Source organism: Streptomyces profundus, from assembly GCF_020740535.1.
GTDB lineage: Bacteria > Actinomycetota > Actinomycetes > Streptomycetales > Streptomycetaceae > Streptomyces > Streptomyces profundus.
This window is the reverse complement of record NZ_CP082362.1, coordinates 4832202-4854656: the sequence shown is the minus strand read 5'-3', so window position 1 is coordinate 4854656 and position 22455 is coordinate 4832202. Positions and strand designations below refer to the sequence as shown.

The following is a 22455-nucleotide window of genomic DNA, read 5'->3' as shown; positions in this document are numbered from 1 at the left end:
GTCAGCTCCTGGTCGCTGGTTCGTCCCGGGTGCGGCCGGGAGCCTGGGCGCCGAACTCGTAGTCTGGGTCCTCGCCTTCGTCCGGCGGGGCGAGACCGTCCGGCTCGGGGAAGTCGTCCACCGCGCCCTGGTCCCCCTCGCGCTCCTCGGGGGCGGCGCCCTCGTCGGCGTCGGCCTCGTCGGGCGCCGAGCGCTGCTCAAGGTCCTCGGGGAGCGGCGGCAGCACCGAGTCCCTCGGGTTGTCCCTGGGCGGCTCGACCACCACGCCCACCAGGTCGAGTTGGGTGAAGGAGACATACGGCCGGACCTGCACCGTCCGCGTGAGATCGCCGTTCGACCGCTCCACGCCGACCACCTCGCCCACCGGAACACCGGGCACGAAGGGCTTGTTGTCGGCCGAGCCGAAGGTGACCATCCGGTCGCCCTCGCTGACCTCGGCGCGCTGGTTGAGCAGTTGGACGTCGAGGGTGTTGTCGCCGCGACCGGTGGCGAAGCCCAGCTCCTCGCTGTCCTCAAGGCGGGTGCCCACGGTGAACCCCGGGTCGTTGGCGAGCACCACGGTGGAGGTGCCCCTGGCCACGGTGGTGACGCGGCCGACAAGACCGTCGCCGTTGAGCACCGTCATGTCCTTGGCGATGCCGTCCTCGCTGCCCGCGTCGATGGTCACCGTCCACGAGAAGCCCTGGCCGGCGCCGACGGCGATCACCTGGGCGCCGACGATGCCGTAGCGTCCGGCGCCCGCGGTGCGCAGCAGCTCGTCGAGTTGTTCTATCCGCGAATCGCGGTGCGTCTCGCTGCCCAACTCCTGGCGCAGTTCGGCGTTTTCCCGTTCGAGTTCGCTGATGCGGTCGTGTCGATCACCGGATTCACGGACCGCGGCGATCGCATTCGCGACCGGATCGACGGCCCCGGCGACGCCTTCCTCCACCGGGCCGAAAAAGGACGCCGCCGCCTCCCTTGGGGCGTTGAGCGGGGAATTGTCGCCACCCCTGATATCCATGGTGATCAGCGCGAAAGCGATGGATACCAGCAGTACGAGAAGCAGCCGGCTCTCTCGGGTGTCCCTCACGTGCGGCGGCCGTGCCTTTCTGGATCAGTCCACATAATCCCGGGTCTGCCCGGCTAACCGGACGTTCCCGGCCGACGTTCCGCTTGTCCGGCGGATGCCGCCCCGGCTAGCGCCGGGGTTGGGCGTCGAGCACCTGCTGGAGCGCCTCGAACTCCTCCACGCACTTGCCCGAGCCGAGCGCCACGGAGTCCAGCGGGTCCTCGGCGATATGGATGGGCATGCCCGTCTCCTGGCGGAGCCGCTCGTCCAGGCCGCGCAGCAGGGCGCCGCCGCCCGTCAGCACGATGCCCCGGTCCATCACATCGCCCGAGAGCTCGGGCGGGCACTTGTCGAGCGTCGTCTTGACCGCGTCGACGATCGCGTTGACCGGCTCCTCCATGGCCTTGCGCACCTCGGCCGAGGAGATCACCACGGTCTTGGGGAGGCCGCTGACCAGGTCACGGCCCCGGATCTCGGTGTGCTCGTCCTGGTCCAGCTCGTAGGCGGAGCCGATGGTGAGCTTGATGGTCTCGGCGGTGCGCTCGCCCAGCAGGAGGCTGTACTCCTTCTTGATGTGCTGGATGATCGCGTTGTCCAACTCGTCGCCCGCCACCCGGATCGACTGGGCGGTGACGATGCCGCCCAGGGAGATCACGGCCACCTCCGTGGTGCCGCCACCGATGTCGACGACCATGTTTCCGGTGGCCTCGTGGACCGGCAGACCCGAGCCGATCGCCGCCGCCATCGGCTCCTCGATGATGTGCACCTGCCGCGCGCCGGCCTGCGTCGACGCCTCGATGACGGCCCTGCGCTCCACTCCGGTGATTCCGGAAGGCACACAGACGACCACCCGCGGTCGGGCCAGATAGCGCCGTCGGTGGATTTTCAGAATGAAGTACCGCAGCATCCGCTCGGTGATCTCGAAGTCGGCGATCACGCCGTCCTTGAGAGGACGAACGGCCACGATGTTGCCTGGGGTCCGGCCGATCATCTTCTTCGCCTCGGCACCGACGGCGAGAATGCCCCCCGTGTTGGTGTTGATCGCGACGACGGACGGCTCGTTGAGGACAATCCCTCGACCCCTGACGTACACCAGCGTGTTGGCCGTCCCGAGGTCCACTGCCATGTCACGACCGATGAACGACATATTGTTCGCCATAGGGATGCATCTGGCCTTCCAGCTGTGCGTAATGTGCGGGGAGGTCGGCGGAGGGTGCGGTGGGCTGCGCGTCGAGGCCTCTCCCGCCGAAGGGAGAAGAGGCGCGGCATCGCCATCGTATCCACGGCCGGTCTAACACGGAGCGCCGGAGCGCCGCTTTCGCCATTGTCGGCGGAACCAGCCCCACCCTCCATCATGGTGACGTCGCGTTCGGGTGAAGGGTTCCCCGCACCGACCATACCCACCGAGGCGGAGCATCGCATTCCGCCGGGCCGGGCGTGGCCGGAGCGGTCCAACCCGCTCGGCACGCTGACGGCCGGTCACCGAGGAGGGCGCGCCTCAGCCCCTGGGGTAGTCGGGGAAGAAGATCTTCACCTCGCGGTCCGCCGACTCCTCCGAGTCGGAGGCGTGGATCAGGTTCTCCCGCACCACCGTGCCGAGATCGCCCCTGATGGAGCCGGGGGGCGCCGCGATCGGGTCGGTCGGGCCCGCCAGGGTGCGCAGGCCCTCGATGACCCGCTCGCCCTCGACGATCATCGCGACGCTCGGTCCTGAGGCCATGAACTCAAGCAGCGGGGCGTAGAACGGACGGCCCTCGTGCTCCGCGTAGTGCGTCTCCAGCGTCGTCCGGTCCAGGGTCCGCAGCTCAAGTGCGGTGATCCGCCAGCCGGCCTTGCGTTCCACTCGGCCGACGATCTCGCCGATCAGCCCCCGGCTGACCGCGTCCGGCTTGAGAAGGACAAGAGTGCGCTGGCTCATGGGGGCGGCTCCTGGGAGGAGAGTGGGAATGCGCGACGGGCATGCGCCGGCCGGGCCGCGCCGTCGGCGCGGGGGCGCCTAAGAGTACCGGGCTGTCCGGGCCGGGGCGGCGGCGGGCCCTGTCAGCCGGCGGGCGTCGCCGTCGCCTGGCTCGCGCGGAACGCGTCGATCTTCGCGCCGAAGTGGACGGAGGCCCACCACAGGCCGCCGAAGGCGAGCCCCAGCACGTACATCGCCGGCAGCACGAGACCGGCGGCGATCAGGCCCACCTGGAGCGCCCAGCCGAGCCACACCCCCAGCGGCCGGCCGGCGAGCCCGCACAACAGCAGGGAGAGCGCCATGGCGACGCCGCAGACCCACCAGACGGTGCCCGTCGAGGCGGCCGACGTCCGGTCCGCCACCAGGCCGGCCAGGCCGATCACCAGGAACTCGCCCACCAGCGTGCTGGCACACAGCGTGCGCATCAACGTCCGCCCTTCAACAGCAGCCTGGCCTCGCCGACCGTGATCACCGAACCGGTGATCAGGACGCCGGCGGCGGCGTACTCGTGTTCCTCCTCGGCCAGCCCGATGGCCGCCTCGATCGCCTCGTCGAGGCGGGGCTCGACCTGCACCCGCTCCTCGCCGAACACCTCCACGGCCAGCGCCGCCAACGCGTCGACGTCCAGGGCACGCTGGGTGGCGTTCCTGGTCACCACCACCTCGGTGAAGATCGGCTCGAAGGCTTCAAGCAGCCCCCGCACGTCCTTGCCCTCGGTGGCCCCCACCACGCCGATCAGCCGGCTGAAACCGAACGCCTCGGTGACCGCGTCCGCCGTGGCCAGCGCGCCGCCCGGGTTGTGCGCGGCGTCCAGCAGCACGGTGGGGCTGGTGCGCACCGCCTCCAGCCGTCCCGGGGAGCTGACGGCGGCGAACGCGGCCCGCACCACCTCCTGGTCCAGCGGCGCCGCCGGCCGCCCGTCGCCCACGCCGAAGAACGCCTCCACGGCGGCCAGCGCGACCGCGGCGTTGTGCGCCATGTGCGCACCGTGCAGCGGCAGGAAGACCTCGGGGTACTCGCCGCCGAGGCCGCGGAGCGTCAATAGCTGGCCGCCGACGGCGACCTCGCGGGAGAGCACCCCGAACTCCATGCCCTCCCTGGCCACGGTGGCGTCCGCCGCGACGGCGCGGCGCAGGATCACGGAGGCCGCGTCGATCTGCTGCTGGGCGAGGATCACCCGGGCGCCCGGCTTGATGATCCCGGCCTTCTCCACCGCGATCTGCTCGGGGGTGTCCCCCAGGCGCGCGGTGTGGTCCAGGCTGATCGGGGTGATCACGGCTACCGATCCGTCGATCACATTGGTGGCGTCCCAGCTGCCGCCCATGCCCACCTCGACCACGGCGACGTCCGCCGGGGCGTCGGCGAAGGCCGCGTAGGCCATGCCGGTCAGCACCTCGAAGAAGGACAGCCGGTGCTCCTGGGCGGCGTCCACCAGATCGAGATAGGGCTTGATGTCCTGGTATGCCTCGACGAAGCGCTCGGCGGAGAGGGGGGCGCCGTCCACGCTGATCCGCTCGGTGATGGACTGCACATGCGGGCTGCTGTAGCGGCCGGTGCGCAGGTCGAAGCCGCCGAGCAGCGCCTCGATCATACGGGCGGTGGTGGTCTTGCCGTTGGTCCCGGTGATGTGGATCGCCGGGTAGCCGCGCTGGGGCTCCCCCAGCACGTCCATCAGGGCGGTCATCCGGGCGGTTGACGGGTCGAGCTTGGTCTCCGGCCAGCGCGCGAGCAGCTCGGCCTCGACCTCGGCGAGCGCGCGGTCGAGCTCCGGGTCGTCGGGGCGGGTGGGCAGATCGCCGCCGGGCGGCCCGGCCAGCGCCCGCAGGGTGCGACTGCCCGCCTCGATCACCGCGAGATCGGGATCGCGGTCCCGCTCGGCGGCGGCGATCTCGTCGAACTCCCCGCTCTCGGCGTTCGCTTCCGCGTCGGCCTTCGCCTCCGCCTCAGCGCCGCTCAGCGGGAAGGCCGGGAAGTCGTCCGGCTCCTGGCCACGGTCGGGCTCTGCGTCACTCACGGTGGCGAGTCTACTGAACGGGGCGGTGGCCCCCCGGCCCTGGGGGACGGGGGGCCGGCCACGCGCGCCCGGCTATTCGGGGAGCTTGGCCAACTGGGCCGCGATGCGGGCGATGTCCTCCTCGGCGGCCTGCCGGCGGCCCCGGATCTTGCCGACCACCTGCTCGGGCGCCTTGGCCAGGAACGCCTCGTTGCCCAGCTTGGCGGTCGTCTGGGCCAGCTCCTTCTCCGCGGCGGCCAGGTCCTTGGAGAGGCGCTTGCGCTCGGCGGCGAAGTCGATCGCGCCGGAGAGGTCGAGCGCCACCTCGACGCCGGCCACCGGCAGGGTGGCCGTGGCGGCGAAGGAGTCGCCGGCCGGCTCCAGGCGCAGCAGGGACCTGATCGCCGGCTCGTGGGCCGCGAGGGGGGTGTCGGCGAGGGCCAGCGTGGCCGGCACCCGCTGCCCCGGCTGGAGCCCCTGGTCGGCGCGGAACCTGCGGACCTCGGTGACCAGTTGACGGACGGTGTCGATCTCCCGCTCGGCGTCGGCGGCGCGGAAACCGGAGTCGACCGGCCAGTCGGCGACCACCACGGACTCGCCGCCGGTGAGCGTGGTCCACAGCTCCTCGGTGACGAACGGGATCAGCGGGTGCAGCAGCCGGAGCGTGACGTCCAGGACCTCGCCCAGCACCCGCCGGGAGACCTCGGCCGGCCGGCCGCCGGCGGCGAACGTGGTCTTGGACAGCTCGACGTACCAGTCGAAGACCTCGTCCCAGGCGAAGTGGAAGAGGGCGTCGCTGAGCTTGGCGAACTGGTAGTCGTCGTAGTGGGCGTCGACCTGGGCGACCACCGCGTTCAGCCGGGAGAGCACCCAGCGGTCGGTGGCGGACAGCTCGTCGGCCGCCGGCAGCGGGCCGGCCACCGTGGCGCCGTTGAGCAGCGCGAAGCGGGTGGCGTTCCAGATCTTGTTGGCGAAGTTCCTCGACGCCTGGACCCAGTCCTCGCCGATCGGCACGTCGACGCCCGGGTTGGCGCCTCTGGCGAGGGTGAAACGGACGGCGTCCGAACCATAGGCGTCCATCCAGTCCAGCGGATCGACCGCGTTCCCAAAGGACTTGGACATCTTCTTGCCGAACTGGTCACGCACCATGCCGTGCAGGGCGATGGTGCGGAACGGGGGGACGCCGTCCATCGCGTAGAGGCCGAACATCATCATCCGGGCGACCCAGAAGAAGAGGATGTCGTAGCCGGTGACGAGCACGGAGTTCGGATAGAACTTCGCGACGCTCTCCGTCCGCTCGGGCCAGCCCAGCGTGGAGAACGGCCAGAGCCCGGAGGAGAACCAGGTGTCCAGCACGTCCGTCTCCTGGCGCCAGCCGGGGCCGCTGGGCGGCTCCTCGTCCGGGCCGAGGCAGCGGATCTCGTCGTCGGGGCCGTACCAGACGGGGATGCGGTGCCCCCACCACAGCTGGCGGGAGATGCACCAGTCGTGGAGGTTGTCCACCCACTCGAAGTAGCGGGTGGACATCTCCTTGGGGTGGATGGCGACCCGGCCGTCGCGGACCGCGTCCCCCGCGGCCTGGGCGAGCGGGGCCACCTTGACCCACCACTGCATGGACAGCCGGGGCTCGACCGTCGTCTGACAGCGCGAGCAGTGGCCGACGGAGTGCACATAGGGGCGCTTCTCGGCGACGATCCGCCCCTCGGCGCGCAGCGCGCCGACCACGGCGGCCCGCGCCTCAAGGCGGTCGAGCCCGAGGAAGGGGCCGTGCGCGGTGATCCTGGCCTGCTCGTCCATCACCGTGATCTGCGGCAGGCCGTGCCGCAGGCCGATCTCGAAGTCGTTGGGGTCGTGCGCGGGGGTGACCTTGACGGCGCCCGTGCCGAACTCGGGATCGACATGGGCGTCGGCGACGACCGGGATGGCGCGGTCGGTCAGCGGCAGCTTGATCTCGCGGCCGACCAGATGGCGGTAGCGCTCGTCGTCCGGATGGACGGCGACGGCGGTGTCGCCCAGCATCGTCTCGGCCCTGGTGGTGGCGACGACCAGCGAGTCCTCGCCGTCGCCGTAGCGGATGGACACCAACTCGCCGGCGTCGTCCTGGTATTCGACCTCGATGTCGGAGATGGCGCTGACACAGCGGGGGCACCAGTTGATGATGCGCTCGGCGCGGTAGATCAGGCCGTCGTCGTAGAGGCGCTTGAAGATGGTGTTCACGGACCGGGAGAGGCCCTCGTCCATCGTGAAGCGCTCGCGGGACCAGGCGACGCCGTCACCGAGCCGGCGCATCTGGCCGGAGATCGTGCCGCCGGACTCGGCCTTCCACTGCCAGACGCGCTCGATGAACGCCTCCCGGCCGAGATCGTGCCGGGAGACGCCCTCCTTGGCCAGCTCGCGCTCGACGCGGTTCTGCGTGGCGATGCCCGCGTGGTCCATGCCGGGCTGCCAGAGGGTCTCGAAGCCCTGCATCCGCTTGCGGCGGGTGAGCGCGTCGATCAGCGTGTGTTCGAAGGCGTGCCCGAGGTGCAGGCTGCCGGTGACGTTGGGCGGCGGGATGACGATCGTGTACGGCTCCCGGGCGCTCTTGGCGTCCGCCTCGAAGTAACCGCGTTCTACCCACCGCTCATAGAGCCTGCCCTCTACGTCGGCCGGCGTGTACTGAGTCGGCAGATCTGAGGGGGCGGCGCTGCGGGGCCCGTTGGCGGGCCGCTGGGTCATGTCGGTCACGGCGCTCAGTCTAGGACCCCGCACCGACAGTCCGCGCCGAGGTTTCCCGGCGGCCCCAACGGCCTTGGCCGGGGCCGGAGATCATCCCGAAGCGGGCCGTGGAAGGTGCGGTAAGGGCAATGGGGGCGGATGTACAGGAAGCCATCTCATCCGACAGGATGTGCGTTACGCAGACGACGCAGGGCTCTTGAGGGGAAGCAGTATGAGTCAGAACCAGCCGGGTCCGTACGGGCAGCAGCCCCCGCAGGGCCCGCAGCCCGGGCAGCCCGGCCCGTACGGGGCGCCACCGCCGCAGGGCACACCGCCCGGCGGCCCCAACCCGTACGCGCAGGGCGGCGCCCCCGGTGGGCCCGGGTACGGATATCCGCAGCAGCCCGGTGCGCCGGGGCAGCCGGGCCCCTACGGCCAGCCGCAGCAGCAGCCGGGGCCCTACGGGCAGCAGCCCCCGCCGGCGCCCCAGCCCGGGCAGTACCCGGGCCAGCCCGGACAGCCGGGCCAGTTCCCCGGCCAGCAGCCCCCGGGAGCGCCCGGTCAGTTCCCCGGCCAGCAGCCCCCCGGGCAGTTCCCCGGTCAGCAGCCCCCCTACGGCCAGCCGCAGCCGTCCGGTGGCGGTGGCGGCAACAAGACCCTGGTGATCGTGATCGCCACGGTGGTGTCGCTCGCGATCGTCGGCGGGCTCGGCTTCTTCCTGCTGTCGGGCGACGACGATGACAACGGAGGCGGCGGAGGCGGCAGCAGCGCGGGCACCGACCCCGACTCGCGCTATGTGCTGGAGCTGCCCGACAGCTTCGGCGACTACAACCTGGCCGACCCGGTCCAGAGCAGCGAGGACAACTTCACCCAGGAGGAGCTGGCCGAGGTCGGCCTCGCCGACGCCGAGGGCGCCAGCGCCATGTACCTGGCGGGCATCAGCCTCATCGACGCCAGCCAGCTGGAGGACCCGGCGGAGCTGGGCAGCTCCGAGGTCCACACCATGTTGACGATGGGCCTGTGGGGCGAGATCGAGAACCCGGAGGCCAGCGTCGACGCCTTCCTGGCCTTCGGCGCCGAGGAGGCGACCACCAGCTCGGACATGACGCTCCACGGCGAGCCGGAGAGCATGAACCCGGACGGCCTCGACGGTGCCGTCATGAAGTGCCAGCAGGGCGAGAGCCTGGACATGTTCACCAACGAGATGGTGCCGGTCCCGGTGTGCGTCTGGGCTGACTACAGCACCGCCGGCCTCACCATCATCCAGAAGCAGACCGGCTCCGGCACGCTGGAGATGTCGCTGGAGGACGCCGCCGCGCACACCGCGCAGCTGCGCAACGCCTCCCTGGTCGAGGCCGGGGGCGGCGGCGGGAACGCCGACGAGGCCCCGGCCGACGAGGACGTCATCCCGTAGGCGGCGACATCCCGTAAGGGGCGTCACTCCCCCGAACGAGCGGAGAACGACCTGAGGCGGGCCCGGGACCAGCTGGTCCCGGGCCCGCCTCAGTGCTGTGGGGCGGCGCTCAGGCCGTCTTCTCCTGCGGCGGCACCGAGGCGTCCCGCTGCTTGGCCAGCCGCGAGCGGGGCACCAGCGTCGGGTTGACGTTGGACTTGACGACGTCCTCCGTGATCAGGACCTGGCCGACGTCCTGCCGCGACGGCACCTCGTACATCACCGACATCAGCACCTCCTCCATGATCGCCCGCAGGCCGCGCGCGCCCGTGCCGCGCAGGATGGCCTGGTCGGCGATGGCCTCCAGGGCCGGAAGATCGAACTCAAGCTCGACGCCGTCCAGCTCGAAGAGCCGCTGGTACTGCTTGATCAGCGCGTTGCGGGGCTCGACCAGGATGCGCAGCAGGGCCTCGCGGTCCAGGTTGTGGACCGAGGTGATCACGGGGAGCCGGCCGATGAACTCGGGGATCATGCCGTACTTGACCAGATCCTCGGGGAGCGCGTCGGTGAGCAGCTCGGCGCTGCCCCGATCCCGCTTCGAGCGGATGTCGGCGCCGAAGCCGATGCCCCTGGCACCCGAGCGGGCCCGGATGATGTCGTCGAGCCCGGCGAAGGCGCCGCCGACGATGAAGAGCACGTTGGAGGTGTCGATCTGGAGGAACTCCTGGTGCGGGTGCTTGCGCCCGCCCTGCGGCGGCACCGCGGCCGTGGTGCCCTCCAGGATCTTCAGGAGCGCCTGCTGGACACCCTCACCGGAGACATCGCGGGTGATCGACGGGTTCTCGCTCTTGCGGGCGACCTTGTCGATCTCGTCGATGTAGATGATCCCCTGCTCGGCCTTCTTGATGTCGTAGTCGGCCGCCTGGATCAGCTTGAGCAGGATGTTCTCGACGTCCTCGCCCACATAGCCGGCCTCCGTGAGCGCGGTGGCGTCGGTGATGGCGAAGGGGACGTTGAGCATCCTGGCCAGCGTCTGGGCGAGCAGGGTCTTGCCTGAGCCGGTGGGGCCGAGCAGCAGGATGTTGGACTTGGAGAGCTCGATCTCCTCGTCCCGCGAGTGGTGGGAGTCGCTCGCCCGAACCCGCTTGTAGTGGTTGTAGACGGCGACCGAAAGCGCCTTCTTGGCGTCTTCCTGGCCGACCACATAGCTTTCCAGGAAGTCGTAGATCTCCCGCGGCTTGGGCAGCTCTCCCAGGTCGGAGTCCGGCGAGTCCGCCAGCTCCTCCTCAATGATCTCGTTGCAGAGATCAATGCACTCATCGCAGATATAGACCCCCGGGCCCGCGATGAGCTTCTTCACCTGTTTCTGACTCTTGCCGCAGAACGAGCACTTGAGCAGATCGCCGCCATCACCGATGCGTGCCACGAGGTGCTTCCCCTTCGACTGCGCACCGCCGGGGCGACGGTGCCGAGTGCTTACTGAAGACGACGGTACCTCGTCGGCCCGGTTGAATGGTCCCCCTTGACGGGAATCCCCCTCGGCGGGGCCTTCCCGTCAAAGGGGATGGAGCCGTTTATCGCGCCGAATGTGTGATCCGGCACAGGTACCGATGAGCGGCCTAGTCGGCCGTGGAGGTGCGGGTGGTGATGATCTGGTCGATCAGGCCGTAGTCCACGGCCTCGGCCGCGGTGAGGATCTTGTCGCGCTCGATGTCGTCGCGGACCTCCTCGATCGGCCTGGTGGAGTGCTTGGCCAGCATCTCCTCCAGCTGGGTGCGCATCCGCTGCACCTCGCGGGCCGCGATCTCCAGGTCGGACACCTGGCCACGCCCGGTCTCCGAGTACGGCTGGTGGATCAGCACCCGCGAGTTCGGCAGCGCCATGCGCTTGCCCGGGGTGCCGGCCGCCAGCAGCACGGCGGCGGCCGAGGCGGCCTGGCCCATGCAGACGGTCTGGATGTCGGGTTTGACGAAGACCATCGTGTCGTAGATGGCGGTCAGCGCGGTGAACGATCCACCGGGGCTGTTGATGTAGATCTGGATGTCCCGATCGGGGTCCATGGACTCCAGGCAGAGCAGCTGGGCCATCACGTCGTTGGCCGAGGCGTCGTCGATCTGCACGCCGAGGAAGATCACGCCCTCCTCGAAGAGCTTCGCGTACGGGTCGTACTCGCGCACGCCCTGCGAGGTGCGCTCGACGAAGCGCGGAATCACATAGCGGGACTCGGCCGGCAGACGATCGTAGAGGCCGGAGCCAGGAAACTTGTTCATCGGGGTGTGTACCGCCTTGGGTCTATGGCTTGCGAGCGGGCTGGCGAGCTTCGGGGCTGGGCGATCCTGGGGACGCCGGGGGCCGGCGAGGGCCCCCGGGGGCTCAGGCGCCCGTGCCACCGCCGCCCGAGATGTCCGCCGCGCTGGTGATGACCCGGTCCAGCAGGCCGTAGTCGCGCGCCTCCTCGGCGGTGAACCAACGGTCCCGGTCCGCGTCCCGCTCCCACTGGTCGAAGGAGACACCGGAGTGCTCCGCCGACAGCTTGGCCATCTTGCGCTTGGTGCGGAGCAGCTGCTCGGCATGGATCTTGATGTCCGACGCCGAACCGGCCAGGCCGGCCGACGGCTGGTGGATCAGCACCTCGGCGTTGGGCAGCGCGTAGCGCTTGCCGGCCGCGCCTGCCGTCAGCAGGAACTGCCCCATCGAGGCCGCCAGGCCCATCGCGATGGTGACCACGTCGTTCTTGACGTACTGCATGGTGTCGTAGATCGCCATGCCGGCCGAGATCGAGCCGCCGGGGCTGTTGATGTAGAGATAGATGTCCTTGTCCGGATCGGCGGCGAGCAGCAGCAGCTGCGCCGTGATCCGGTTCGCGATGTCATCGTCCACCGGCTGACCCAGGAAGATGATGCGCTCGTCGAGCAGCCGGTTGTAGACCTGATCGCCGAGGCCACCGCTTGTCGGCTCCGCTGCGGCGGAGGGCATCAAGAGCGTCACGTATCCACCTGCTCATTCCTGGACGGCCTAAGCCTGTGCGCCTGGCCGTCACTCGACATCTGGCTTGTTTCTACGGACCCTAACGCGCGGCTCGGACAGACCCATCCCGACCAGGGAACTGTTCGCTGTGAGCGCAGGGTCACCCTCACCCCGGGTAGCGGACGGGGCCGGACGCGGTGGGCGTCCGGCCCCGTCGAAGTCGCTACTCGCGCCGGCTCACGCGTCGTTGGGCTTCTCGTCCTTCGTCTCGCCGGCCGTGGCAGCCTCGTTGGCCTCGACGGCCTCGGCCACCTCGTCCGTCGACTCCGCCACCGCGCCCCCGACCTGGGCCGCGTCGTTCTCCACGGCGGGCTCCTCGGCGTCGTCGTCCAGCTCGACCAGCTCGCCGTTGCTGTCCTTGACCGTGGACCGCTCGACGACGGCGGCCAGCGCCTTGCCCCTGGTGACCTCGCCGACCAGCATCGGGACCTGGTTGCCCTCGACGACCGCCTTGGCGAACTGGTCCGGGCTCATCCCCGAGGACTGGGCCCGGCGCACCAGGTGCTCGGTCAGCTCCTCCTGGCTCACGTTGAGGTTGTCGCGCCTGGCGATCTCGTCCAGCACGAACTGGGTGCGGATGCCCTTCTCGGCCTGCTCCCGCAGCTCGTCGTCGAACTCCTCGGCGGTCTTCTCCTGGAGCTTGAGGTACGCCTCCAGGTCCATGCCGAGCTGGGGCAGCTGGTGGTGCTCCAGGTTGTGCTTGCGGGTCTTGATCTCCTCGGCCAGCAGCTTCTCCGGCAGCGGGACCTCGACCAGCTCAAGGAGCGCGTCCAGCACCTTCTCCTGGGCCTCGGTCGCCTGCTGGTAGGTGCGCTCCTCGGTGAGCCGCCTGCGGCTGTCGTCGCGCAGCTCCTCCAGCGTGTCGAACTCGCTGGCCAGCTGGGCGAAGTCGTCGTCCAGCTCGGGCAGTTCACGGGCGGAGACGGACTCGACGGAGACCGTGACCTCGGCCTCCTGGCCGGCGCCCGAGCCGCCGCGCAGCTCGCTGGTGAAGGTGGCGGTGCCGCCGGCCGCGAGGCCGGTGACGGCCTCGTCCAGACCTTCGAGCATCTGGCCCGAGCCGATCGTGTAGTTGACGCCGGAGGCCACCCCGTCGTCCAGGACCTCGCCGTCCACCCGGGCCTCAAGGTCGATCTTGACGACATCGCCGTCGGCGGCCTCGCGCTCGACCACGGTGGTGGTGGCGAAGCGGTCGCGCAGCTGGTCGACCGCCTTCTCCAGATCCTCGTCGGAGACCTCGACGGCGTCGACGGTGACCTCGATGCCGGAGTAGTCGGGGATCTCCAGCTCGGGGCGGATGTCCACCTCGGCGGTGAAGGTCAACGTCTCGTTGTCCTTCAGCTCGGTGATGTCGACATCCGGCTGACCCAGCGGGTTCAGCTCGCCCTCGTTGACCGCGTCCGTGTAGAACTTGGGCAGCGCCTCGTTGACCGCTTCCTCAAGGACCGCACCACGTCCGAAGCGCTGGTCGATGATCCGGGCCGGGATCTTTCCCTTACGGAAGCCCGGCACCTGGACCTGCTGGTTGATCTTCCGGTACGCCGCGTCGAGGCTGGGCTTGAGCTCCTCGAAGGGCACCTCGACAGTGAGCCGAACCCGGGTGGGGTTCAGGGTCTCCACGGCGCTCTTCACGGTCGGTCTCCTTGGGGCTGACAATCGAGAGATCTGGCGAAACGACTGAAGCGCCCCGTCTTGCGGACACACCACAGGCGCACAGGCAAGTCATCGTACGTGGTCGGGGTGGCCGGATTCGAACCGACGACCTTCCGCTCCCAAAGCGGACGCGCTACCAAGCTGCGCCACACCCCGTCGTGGTTCACGACGCGGTACGTAGCGTACAGGGCGCGGGAGCGGGCCGATCCTCGGGCCCACGGCGCGCCCGCCGACCGCGTGGCGGTCGATGTCGCCTGGCGGGGCGGGCGGTTGGGCGCTGGTACGATGCTCAGCGTCTCCGAGGCGCGATGCCGCTCTCGGCGCGTGCGGGCGTAGCTCAATGGTAGAGCCCTGGTCTTCCAAACCAGCTACGCGGGTTCGATTCCCGTCGCCCGCTCTCTTTTTCCCGCGTTCTCCCGCGTTCCTCCGCCCCCAGCACCGCACGCCGCCAAGCGGCCCGGCCCGGCCCCCTCGGGGGACCGGGCCCGCAGTCGTGGGCGCGACTCCGGGGCGGGCGGTCAGGGCGCGCTGTTGATGGAGTCGTCCACCTCGTTGACCCCGTCGGTGACGGACTGAAGGAAGTCGTTTATGGGGTCGGCGGCGCCGGTGGAGGCCAGGGAGAAGCCGAAGAGGATCGCCACGATGGCGGGCCCCCACTTGACCGCCCCGCTTCGGATCATGAAGAACATGATCACGCCGAACAGCAGGGCCAGAGAGAACGAGATAACCACAACTGATCACACCTTCGGAAGGTCGCCACTGCTCCGTCAGGGGCTTGACCACGGCCGCCGCACCCCCGCAGGCACCATCGTGCCATCAACTGCCGGGCCAAGGGAGGCGGATGACCCTCCGTAGGACCCGTCGGACGGCGCTCCGGGGAGATCGGACGCCACTTCGTCCGTTATCTGTCCGTTAGCCACCGCGCCTCTGGGTCGCCGACAATTCCAGCGCGCCGCGCGGACGTTCGGAAGCCCTTGATCAACGGGCCGACGAAGGCCATTCCTCCCACACCGCGCGGATCACCGAGGGCTGGCGACCCGATCCGATACACACCCTTTAGTCTGGATTTACCCTTCTCAAATCACCTGATTTCCGACGCGTGTCCGATGTCACTCACCAGAGATTCTCGTTTCATCACAAGAATCTCCTTGAAGATTCCCGCACTCCGCCGGGCGAATGTACGGATCACCTGAAGAAGCGCTATCGTGCGAACAATGTTGCACGTCCGTAACCAACGAGCCCCCTTGCCCGAGGTCCGGGCGACGAAGGCCGTCCCCCCACCGACAGTCACGGACGGTCAGGCCCGGGCCACCTCGCGCGACCCCTTCTTCGACAACGCCAAGTACCTGGCCATCGTCCTGGTCGCGATCGGCCACGCGTGGACCCCGCTGCGGGAGGACTCCCGCACGGCGGCGGCGCTGTACATGTTCGTCTACGCGTTCCACATGCCGGCCTTCATCATGATCGCCGGCTACTTCTCGCGGAACTTCACGGCCCGGCCGCACCAGTTGAAGCGACTGGTCAGCGGGGTGCTGGTGCCCTATCTGATCTTCGGAGTCGCCTATGTGCTCTTCGTGCGCTGGGGCACCGACAGCCCGGACTACCCCTTCGCCCTCCTGGACCCCTACTACCTCACCTGGTTCCTGATCGCGCTCTTCGTCTGGCGGTTGACGGCCCCCCTGTGGAACGTCGTGCGCTGGCCGATGCCGATCGCCCTGGCGATCGCCGCGCTGGCCAGCTTCGCGCCCTCGCTCGGCGACGACCTCAACATCCAACGCGTCCTACAGTTCCTGCCGTTCTTCGTGCTGGGCATGCGGCTGCGCCCCGAGCACTTCGAGCTGGCGCGCCGCCGCGAGGTGCGGCTGGCCGCGCTGCCCGTCTTCCTCTGCGCGCTGGCCACCGCCTACTGGGCGGTCCCCCGGATGGACGCGTCGTGGTTCTACCGCAGTTCGAGCGCCCAGGAGATGGGCTTCGAGTGGTGGATCGGCGTGGTGATGAGCCTGGCGCTCTTCGGCTGCGGCCTGGTGCTCAGCGTCGCGTTCCTGTCCTGGGTGCCCCGGCACAGACGCTGGTACACCGCGCTGGGCGCGGGCACGATCTACGGCTACCTGCTGCACGGCTTCGTGGTGAAGGCGTCGCGCTGGTGGGAGTGGTACGACGCCGCCTGGGTGCACACCCCGGGCGGACGTGTGGTGGTCACCGCGCTCGGCGCCCTGGTGGTCACCCTGCTCTGCACCGCGCCGGTCCGCCGGGTCTTCCGCTGCCTGGTGGAACCCTCCCTGAACTGGGCGTTCCGTGGCGACGGCGGGTCCAGCCGGCGGGAGGGCGACGAGCGCGGGGAGGCCGGCGCGACGCCGCGCGGCAACCCCGAGGGCCCCTCGGGCAACCGCAGGCCGGTCAAGGCGGGTTGACGGACGCCCGGTGGCCCGCCCGCGCGGCGGGCCACCGGGCGCCGCTCAGCGCACCGCCACGCCGTGCCCGGCGAGATAGCTGAGCGGATCGACATCGCTGCCGTAGTTCCGGTCGGCCCTGATCTCGAAGTGCAGGTGCGGTCCCGTGCTGCGGCCCGTGTTGCCGGAGTCCCCGAGCCAGCTCTCCGCCGTGACCCGCGCGCCCGGCTCGACGGCGATGTGGGAGAGGTGGGCGAAGAGGGCGAAGTGGCCGTCGTCCAGGGCGACCAGCACCATGGCGCCGTAGTCCTGGTGGTAGGTGGTCTCGGCCACCGTGCCGGGCCCCACGGAGTGGATCGCGGTGCCGACGGGCAGGGCGAAGTCCACGCCCGTGTGATAGCCGGCGGCCCAGCTGCCCGGCTGCCCGTAGGCGGCGGAGATCGGATAGCCGCTGACCGGCATCGCCCACTCGTCGGCGGCGAGGGGCTGCCAGTACCACGGGGCGCGGCTCTCGTCCCCCTCCGTGAGGCCGCCGAAGTAGGGGCCGAGCGCGCCCCCGGCCGCGTTGTCCCCCACGCCGCCGAGGAACTGCTCGATCTCGCCCACCCGTTGGTCCGGCCGGTCCTCGTGGCCGATGGCCGAGACCGCCCAGGGCCCCGCTATCGCCAGCGCGCCGAGGGCGGTGCAGCCGGCGGCCCGCCGCGCCAGGAGGCGGCGGCCTCGGAAGGCCGTCAGGGGCGCCGACACCCGCCGGGCCAGCCGGGCGCCCGCGCGTCGGCCGCGACCGGGAAGGCCCCCGGTGCCAGCGGTTGTCTCGGACGCATAAGGCGCGTCGGGTTTCTCGGGTTCTTCGGATTCCTCGGGGGCTCTGACATCGCTCATGATCATGAGCCAAGGCCACCGACGGGCGCGTCGCATCCGGCCGGGGCCGGCGCCCAGGGCCGTTCGGCCCAGGACGGGAGCCCGGACCCCGGCCATCCGCGCAGCTCACCGCCGGCGACACGGAACGTGCGCATTACGCTCCGCCGAGTGATCAGCCCTGTGGGTGGGTGACCGCCGAGGAGTGGAGCTGACGGCAGCTGGCCGGAACGCGCGCCGACCCGACGGGCGGGCGGCTACTCCCGACAGATCAGGACCAGCGCGCGATCGTCGTTGACGTCCTTGGCGACGGCCTCGATCAGATGCCAGGCGGTGTTGCGGAAGCCGGTGGCCACATAGCGGTCCGCGGCGCCGGTCAGCCGGTCGAGGCCCTCGGAGAGGTCCTGGTCGGGCCGCTCGACCAGGCCGTCGGTGAAGAGCATCAGCACATCGCCGCGGCGCAGCGTGCCCTTGGCGGGATGGAACTCGGCGCCGTCGTAGACGCCGAGCAGCGGGCCCTCGGCTGTGGTCTCCCGCCACCGCCCGGTGCCCGCGTTCAGCTGGAGGGCGGGCGGGTGCCCCGCTGAGAGCAGCTCGTAGTCGCCGGTGTCCAGGTCGAGCACCAGATGGACGGAGGTGGCGAACCCCTCCTGCCAGTTCTGCCGCAGCAGATAGCCGTTGGCGGCGGGCAGGAAGCCGTGCGGCGGCAGCGAGCCGAGCAGGCCGCCGAAGGCGCCGGAGAGCAGCAGCGAACGGGAGGCGGCGTCCATGCCCTTGCCGGAGACATCCGTCAGCACCACCTCCAGCGTGCGGCGTTCGGGCCCGGTGCGGGCGGCGACCACGAAGTCCCCGGAGAAGGACTGTCCGCCGGCCGGACGCAGCGACATCTCGTGGTGCCAGCCCGCGGGCAGGCCGGGCAGGGCGCTCTGTGCGCTGATGCGCTCCCGCAGGTCGAAGAGCATGGTGTGGCCGCGCCGCCAGGGCACGCCGACCCGGCTGCGGAACTGCGCGATCAGCAGGCCGATCAGCGCCACGGCGGCGACCAGCAGAATCGTTCCGGGCGTGACCGGGTCGGGAGCCGAGCGCTCCGCGTCGATCAGCGCCGTCTCCAGCACCAGCGCGGTGGCCGCGGCGGCGTAGAGCCCCAGCAGGCTGGCGGGGCGCAGCAGCAGCCCGGCGGCGACCAGCGGCAGCAGCAGCGCCTCGGGCGGGCACCACTCCGGCCAGGTCGCGGTGCCGAAGGCGAGCATGGGGATGGAGAGCATCAGGGCCGTGAAGGCGATCCAGTCCGAACCGCCGCCCCTGAAGTAGTCGACGGCGGATCGGCGCAGCCCGACGCGCGCGCGGTGGAGGACCTTGCGGCTCCGCGCCCGCAGGCTCTCCTTGGGAGGGGCGGGCACGCTGGGGCGTGTCATGGTTTGGGACCTTATCCACCGGGTCAGCCGCACGTCGAACCCCTGGGATGCTCGGACATGCGTGCGCCCTCGCGGCGCCGGTGGGCGCGGCCCCCCGACCGCGTGGAAGTGGGGAAATCGAATCGCCCGGGAGGGTGATCCTTGGTAGGTATGTCCGCATGACGATCGAGGTGCGGACCATCAAGGAAGACGAGTGGGAGCGCTGGTACGGCGCCCTTGAATGGGCGTTCGGCGGTGTTCCCGAGGCTCCGGAGGAGGCGAAGCTCTGGCGGGATCTGGCGGATCTCGACCGGAGTGTGGGCGCCTTCGACCGGGGCCGGGTGGTCGGCACCTTCGGCGCGTTCAACCTGGGCGTCTCGCTGCCCGGCGGCGCGGTGGTCGACGCCGGCGGGGTGACCATGGTCTCCGTGGCCGGGACGCACCGCAGGCGCGGGCTGCTGCGCCGGCTGATGGCCGACGGGCTGCGGGACGCGTACGAGCGCGGCGAGACCCTCTCGCTGCTGACGGCGGCCGAGGCCGCGATCTACGGCAGGTTCGGCTACGGCGTGGCGGCGCGTTCGCTCACCGCGCGGATCGACACCCATCGGGTGGAGCTGGCCATCGCCCCGCCGGGCATCGACGACATCGAGCTGACCGTGGTCTCGCCCGGGGAGGCGCTGGAGCGCTGCGAGGCGCTCTACGCCGAACTGCTGGGCCGGCGGCCGGGGATGCTGGAGCGGCGCCCCGGCTGGGAGCGGCTGCCGCTGCTGGATCCGGAGCGGGAGCGCGGCGGCGCCTCCGAGCGGCGCTGTGTGCTGGCCGAGCGGGACGGGGAGCTGCTCGGCTACGCCCGCTACGCGAGCAAGCCGCTCTGGGACCAGACCGTGCCGGTGGGGCAGGTGCTCGTCCGGGATCTGGACGCGGTCGATCCGGCCGCCTACGCCGCGCTGCTGCGCTACCTGCTGGGCCTGGACCTGATGTCCTGGGTGCACCTGACGGGCCGTCCGGTGGACGACCCCTTCCAGCATCTGGTGAACGATGTCCGCAGCTGTTCGCTCCAGGTGCGGGACCGGCTCCATCTGCGGACGGTCGAGGTGGGCGGCGCGCTGGCGGCGCGCCGCTACGCGACCGAGGTGGACGTGGTGCTCGATGTGAAGGACGACTTCTGTCCCTGGAACGCGGGCCGGTGGCGGCTGAGCGGCGGCGCGAGCGGGGCGGTCTGCGAGCGCACCGGGGACGCCGCCGAACTGACCCTGGATGTGCGGGCGTTGAGCACCGCCTACCTGGGCGACAGCTCGTTGGCCGGGCTGGCGACGGCCGGGCTGGTCAGCGAGGAGCGCGCGGGAGCGCTGGCGTCGGCCTCGACGGCCTTCGGCCATCATCTGGCGCCCTGGTTGCCGCACGGCTTCTAACCCCAACATTCCACCCCCAGTCACCTGATGAAGCCCGAGGATACGGGCCCGCACCGACATCCGGCAGTCTCAGCGGCGCTGACAGCGTGGACACCAGAAGAGATTTCTGGCGGCGAGGGGTGCGGTCGCCACCGGTCCCTCGCAGACCAGACAGCTCTGACCGGCCCTGCGGTAGACATAGACCTCGCCGCCGTGGTCGTCCACCCTGGGCGGGCGCCCCATCGCCTCGGGGGTGTGTTCGGGGCGGACGGTGTCGATCCGGCCCAGCCGGACGCCCTCCCGCATCAGGCTGACCAGATCGGCCCAACAGGCTTCCCATTCGGACCGGCCCAGGTCACGGCCGGCCCGGTGGGGGGCGATGCCGTGCCGGAAGAGGACCTCGGCGCGGTAGGCGTTGCCCACGCCGGCGATCACGCTCTGGTCCATCAGCAGGGTGGCGACGGCCGTGCGGCTGGTGGAGACGCGGCGCCAGGCGGCCTCGGGGTCGGCGTCGGCGCGCAGCGGGTCGGGGCCGAGGCGCGCGGCGACGGCGGCCCGCTCCTGCTCGGTGCGCAGCGCGCAGGTGTTGGGGCCGCGGAGCTCGGCCCAGTGCTCGCCGTTGGCCAGGCGGAGCCGTATCTGGCCGACGGGGGCGGGCGCGGGACCGGTGCCGAAGGCGACCTTGCCGTAGAGGCCGAGGTGGACGTGGACCCAGCCCAGCGGCTCGGGGAACCCGAGGGCCCCGGGAAATCCGAGGAACAAATGCTTGCCGTGGGCCTCGGTGCCGGTCATCGGCTGGCCGTCGAGCAGCGCCGCGGTGTCGGCGAACTTGCCCTGGGGGCTGTCCACCCGCACCGGCCGGCCGGCGAACCGTTCCGCGTAGTCGGCCGCCAGCCGGTGGATGACGTGGCCCTCGGGCATCAGTCCTGCTCGGGCAGCGGGGGCAGCGTGCCGTCCGTCTCGTAGGCGGCGAGCATGTCGATCCGCCGGCTGTGGCGCTCGGCGCCCGAGTAGGCGGTGTCGAGGAAGACGGCGACGAACGAGGTGGCCTCGTCCGTGGTGTGCATCCGGGCCCCGACGCTGAGCACGTTGGCGTTGTTGTGCTCGCGGCCCAGGCGCGCGGTCTCCTCGCTCCAGGCCAGGGCGCAGCGGACGCCGGTGACCTTGTTGGCCGCGATGGCCTCGCCGTTGCCCGAGCCGCCGATGACGACGCCGAGGGCCTCGGGCTCCGCGGCGACCCGCTCGGCCGCGCGCAGGCAGAACGGGGGGTAGTCGTCTTCGGCGTCGTAGTGGGTGGGGCCGCAGTCGACGGGCTCGTGGCCGTGCTGGGCGAGCCAGTCGACCAGGTGGTTCTTCAGTTCGTATCCGGCGTGGTCGGAGGCGAGGTAGACGCGCATGGCCCCCAATATGGCATGGCGCCGGCGGTCGTCCGCCGCCGGCTCCCGCCCCGGACGTCAGTCCCCCGAGCGCCGTCCCAGCAGGTGCCAGGCGGCCGGCAGCGCACCCATGGCCAGCGCCACCTTGAGGGCGTCGCCGAGCAGGAAGGGCGTCAGGCCCGCGGAGATCGCCTCGCTCGGCGACATCCCCGTGGCCAGCGCGAGGTAGGGGACGCCGATGCCGTAGATGATGACGCTGCCCAGCGCCATGGTGCCGATGGTGCGCGGCACCGTGCGGTCGCCGCCCCTGCGGGCGAGGGCGCCGACCACGGCGGCGGCCAGCAGCATGCCGAGCAGATAGCCGAAGGACGGCATGCCGTAGCCGGAGGTGCCCTCGGAGAACCACGGCATCCCGGCCATGCCGGCGAGCACGTAGAAGGTCATGGACAGCATGGCGCGGCCGGTGCCGAAGGAGGCGCCGATCAGCAGCGCGGCGAACGTCTGTCCGGTGACGGGGACGGGAGAGCCGGGGACGGGGACGGCGATCTGGGCCGCGGCGCCGGTGAGCGCGGCGCCGCCGAGGATCAGCGCCACGTCTCTCACGCGCGCCGCGGAGTGGCTGGCCGCGGGGAGCAGATCGGCCAGCACGGCACGCGGGCTGCCGTTGACGACGGCTGAACTCATGGGTGTACTCCAGAGCTTCGAACGAGCGGGACCATCCGACGCTAGCCGAATGCGGTGGCGTCTTCGGAGTGAGCTTGCCGACACTGTTCGAATGTTGATCGAACTGCTTGCCGAGCGACCGGAGTTGACCGTTCCCCTCGCGCGGATCCGTTTCGCCGAGTGGGGCGGGGAGCCGGGTCGGGAACGGCTGGCCGACTGGATCGCGCTGGCCGAGGCCGAGTCGGGCCGCGAGACGCTGCCGGCGACCTGGGTGGCCCATGACGACGGGAGGGTGCTGGGCGGGATGGGCCTGGCCGTGCGGGATCCGCCGGACCGCCGGACGGCCGGGCCCTGGCTGATCGGGGTGGTGGTGCGCCCGGAGGACCGGCGGCGCGGGGTGGGCCGCGCGCTGTTCGCCGCCGTCGAGTCCTGGGCGCTGGCCGGCGGCCATCGGGAGCTGTGGGTGCTGACGGACGGTCGGGCGGCCGTCGACTTCTACCGGGGGTGCGGGATGACGGTGGAGGCGGCCGGCACGGAGGTCGTGCTCCGCAAGGCGCCGATCGGGCACTACTGATAGCGTTCCGCTATTGCACATCACTCGCAATTAGTGGAGAC

Annotated in this window: 20 protein-coding genes and 2 tRNA genes; 5 read left to right on the top strand and 17 right to left on the bottom strand. The window is 70.9% G+C overall.

Going from position 1 to position 22455, the window contains the following annotated elements:
* Position 1: 1 nt before the first annotated feature.
* From mreC to K4G22_RS21380, 6 genes are all read right to left on the bottom strand, one after another.
* Positions 2 to 1069 carry a rod shape-determining protein MreC gene (gene mreC / locus K4G22_RS21405; protein ID WP_228081941.1) on the bottom strand — a complete coding sequence of 356 codons (1068 nt, stop codon included), beginning with the start codon at positions 1067 to 1069 and terminating at the stop codon, positions 2 to 4.
* 106 nt (positions 1070 to 1175) lie between these two features.
* The gene (locus K4G22_RS21400; RefSeq protein WP_228081940.1) at positions 1176 to 2195 is read right to left on the bottom strand and encodes a rod shape-determining protein; all 1020 of its coding nucleotides are present in this window, start codon (positions 2193 to 2195) and stop codon (positions 1176 to 1178) included.
* A 351-nt stretch (positions 2196 to 2546) separates the two neighbouring features.
* Positions 2547 to 2966, bottom strand: coding sequence for a nucleoside-diphosphate kinase (ndk, locus tag K4G22_RS21395; protein WP_228081939.1), 420 nt, complete (start codon positions 2964 to 2966; stop codon positions 2547 to 2549).
* Between the two features lie 122 nt (positions 2967 to 3088).
* Positions 3089 to 3430, bottom strand: a complete 342-nt coding sequence (locus K4G22_RS21390) for a DUF4233 domain-containing protein (RefSeq protein WP_228081937.1) — start codon at positions 3428 to 3430, stop codon at positions 3089 to 3091.
* A complete protein-coding gene (folC, locus tag K4G22_RS21385; protein WP_425336804.1) occupies positions 3430 to 4962 on the bottom strand; it encodes a bifunctional tetrahydrofolate synthase/dihydrofolate synthase in 1533 nt (510 codons plus the stop codon). Before folC ends, K4G22_RS21390 begins: the two co-directional genes overlap by 1 nt.
* A 129-nt stretch (positions 4963 to 5091) precedes the next feature.
* The gene (locus tag K4G22_RS21380) at positions 5092 to 7716 is read right to left on the bottom strand and encodes a valine--tRNA ligase (protein ID WP_228084180.1); all 2625 of its coding nucleotides are present in this window, start codon (positions 7714 to 7716) and stop codon (positions 5092 to 5094) included.
* A 211-nt stretch (positions 7717 to 7927) separates the two neighbouring features.
* Here K4G22_RS21380 and K4G22_RS21375 point away from each other — a divergent pair, with 211 nt between their 5' ends.
* Positions 7928 to 9109: a hypothetical protein gene (locus K4G22_RS21375; protein WP_228081936.1), complete on the top strand. Its 1182-nt coding sequence runs from the start codon at positions 7928 to 7930 to the stop codon at positions 9107 to 9109.
* Positions 9110 to 9218: 109 nt separating this feature from the next.
* Here K4G22_RS21375 and clpX read toward each other — a convergent pair whose 3' ends face one another.
* The 5 genes from clpX to K4G22_RS21350 form a co-directional block, all read right to left on the bottom strand.
* Positions 9219 to 10514 carry an ATP-dependent Clp protease ATP-binding subunit ClpX gene (gene clpX, locus K4G22_RS21370; protein WP_228081934.1) on the bottom strand — a complete coding sequence of 432 codons (1296 nt, stop codon included), beginning with the start codon at positions 10512 to 10514 and terminating at the stop codon, positions 9219 to 9221.
* A gap of 193 nt (positions 10515 to 10707) precedes the next feature.
* A complete protein-coding gene (locus tag K4G22_RS21365; RefSeq protein WP_228081933.1) occupies positions 10708 to 11358 on the bottom strand; it encodes an ATP-dependent Clp protease proteolytic subunit in 651 nt (216 codons plus the stop codon).
* A gap of 103 nt (positions 11359 to 11461) precedes the next feature.
* Entirely contained in the window at positions 11462 to 12076 is a 615-nt protein-coding gene (locus tag K4G22_RS21360; protein WP_322785120.1) for an ATP-dependent Clp protease proteolytic subunit, read from the bottom strand.
* 216 nt (positions 12077 to 12292) lie between these two features.
* Positions 12293 to 13747 carry a trigger factor gene (gene tig / locus K4G22_RS21355; RefSeq protein WP_228081932.1) on the bottom strand — a complete coding sequence of 485 codons (1455 nt, stop codon included), beginning with the start codon at positions 13745 to 13747 and terminating at the stop codon, positions 12293 to 12295.
* A 100-nt stretch (positions 13748 to 13847) separates the two neighbouring features.
* Positions 13848 to 13924 (bottom strand) — tRNA-Pro (locus K4G22_RS21350).
* A gap of 170 nt (positions 13925 to 14094) precedes the next feature.
* On the opposite strand from K4G22_RS21350, the gene K4G22_RS21345 reads away from it, so the two are divergent.
* Positions 14095 to 14165, top strand: a tRNA-Gly gene (locus K4G22_RS21345).
* 121 nt (positions 14166 to 14286) lie between these two features.
* On the opposite strand, the gene K4G22_RS21340 is transcribed toward K4G22_RS21345, so the two are convergent.
* Entirely contained in the window at positions 14287 to 14499 is a 213-nt protein-coding gene (locus K4G22_RS21340; RefSeq protein WP_097233682.1) for a hypothetical protein, read from the bottom strand.
* Positions 14500 to 14982: 483 nt separating this feature from the next.
* Between K4G22_RS21340 and K4G22_RS21335 the strand changes: the two genes are divergently transcribed.
* On the top strand, positions 14983 to 16179 hold the full coding sequence (locus tag K4G22_RS21335; protein ID WP_228081931.1) for an acyltransferase family protein: 1197 nt from the start codon (positions 14983 to 14985) through the stop codon (positions 16177 to 16179).
* A 45-nt stretch (positions 16180 to 16224) separates the two neighbouring features.
* On the opposite strand, the gene K4G22_RS21330 is transcribed toward K4G22_RS21335, so the two are convergent.
* On the bottom strand, positions 16225 to 17040 hold the full coding sequence (locus tag K4G22_RS21330) for a M23 family metallopeptidase (protein ID WP_228081929.1): 816 nt from the start codon (positions 17038 to 17040) through the stop codon (positions 16225 to 16227).
* Between the two features lie 233 nt (positions 17041 to 17273).
* On the bottom strand, positions 17274 to 18431 hold the full coding sequence (locus tag K4G22_RS21325; RefSeq protein ID WP_228081928.1) for a PP2C family protein-serine/threonine phosphatase: 1158 nt from the start codon (positions 18429 to 18431) through the stop codon (positions 17274 to 17276).
* A gap of 158 nt (positions 18432 to 18589) precedes the next feature.
* On the opposite strand from K4G22_RS21325, the gene K4G22_RS21320 reads away from it, so the two are divergent.
* Entirely contained in the window at positions 18590 to 19822 is a 1233-nt protein-coding gene (locus K4G22_RS21320; RefSeq protein WP_228081927.1) for a GNAT family N-acetyltransferase, read from the top strand.
* A gap of 69 nt (positions 19823 to 19891) precedes the next feature.
* On the opposite strand, the gene K4G22_RS21315 is transcribed toward K4G22_RS21320, so the two are convergent.
* Genes K4G22_RS21315 through K4G22_RS21305 form a run of 3 tightly spaced genes read right to left on the bottom strand, consistent with a single transcriptional unit; the run spans position 19892 to position 21861 of the window.
* Positions 19892 to 20722, bottom strand: coding sequence for an Fpg/Nei family DNA glycosylase (locus tag K4G22_RS21315; RefSeq protein WP_228081926.1), 831 nt, complete (start codon positions 20720 to 20722; stop codon positions 19892 to 19894).
* Entirely contained in the window at positions 20722 to 21198 is a 477-nt protein-coding gene (locus K4G22_RS21310; protein ID WP_228081924.1) for a ribose-5-phosphate isomerase, read from the bottom strand. Before K4G22_RS21310 ends, K4G22_RS21315 begins: the two co-directional genes overlap by 1 nt.
* A 57-nt stretch (positions 21199 to 21255) precedes the next feature.
* Positions 21256 to 21861 carry a biotin transporter BioY gene (locus K4G22_RS21305; RefSeq protein WP_228081922.1) on the bottom strand — a complete coding sequence of 202 codons (606 nt, stop codon included), beginning with the start codon at positions 21859 to 21861 and terminating at the stop codon, positions 21256 to 21258.
* Between the two features lie 91 nt (positions 21862 to 21952).
* Between K4G22_RS21305 and K4G22_RS21300 the strand changes: the two genes are divergently transcribed.
* Positions 21953 to 22414 carry a GNAT family N-acetyltransferase gene (locus tag K4G22_RS21300; protein ID WP_228081919.1) on the top strand — a complete coding sequence of 154 codons (462 nt, stop codon included), beginning with the start codon at positions 21953 to 21955 and terminating at the stop codon, positions 22412 to 22414.
* Positions 22415 to 22455 lie beyond the last annotated feature (41 nt).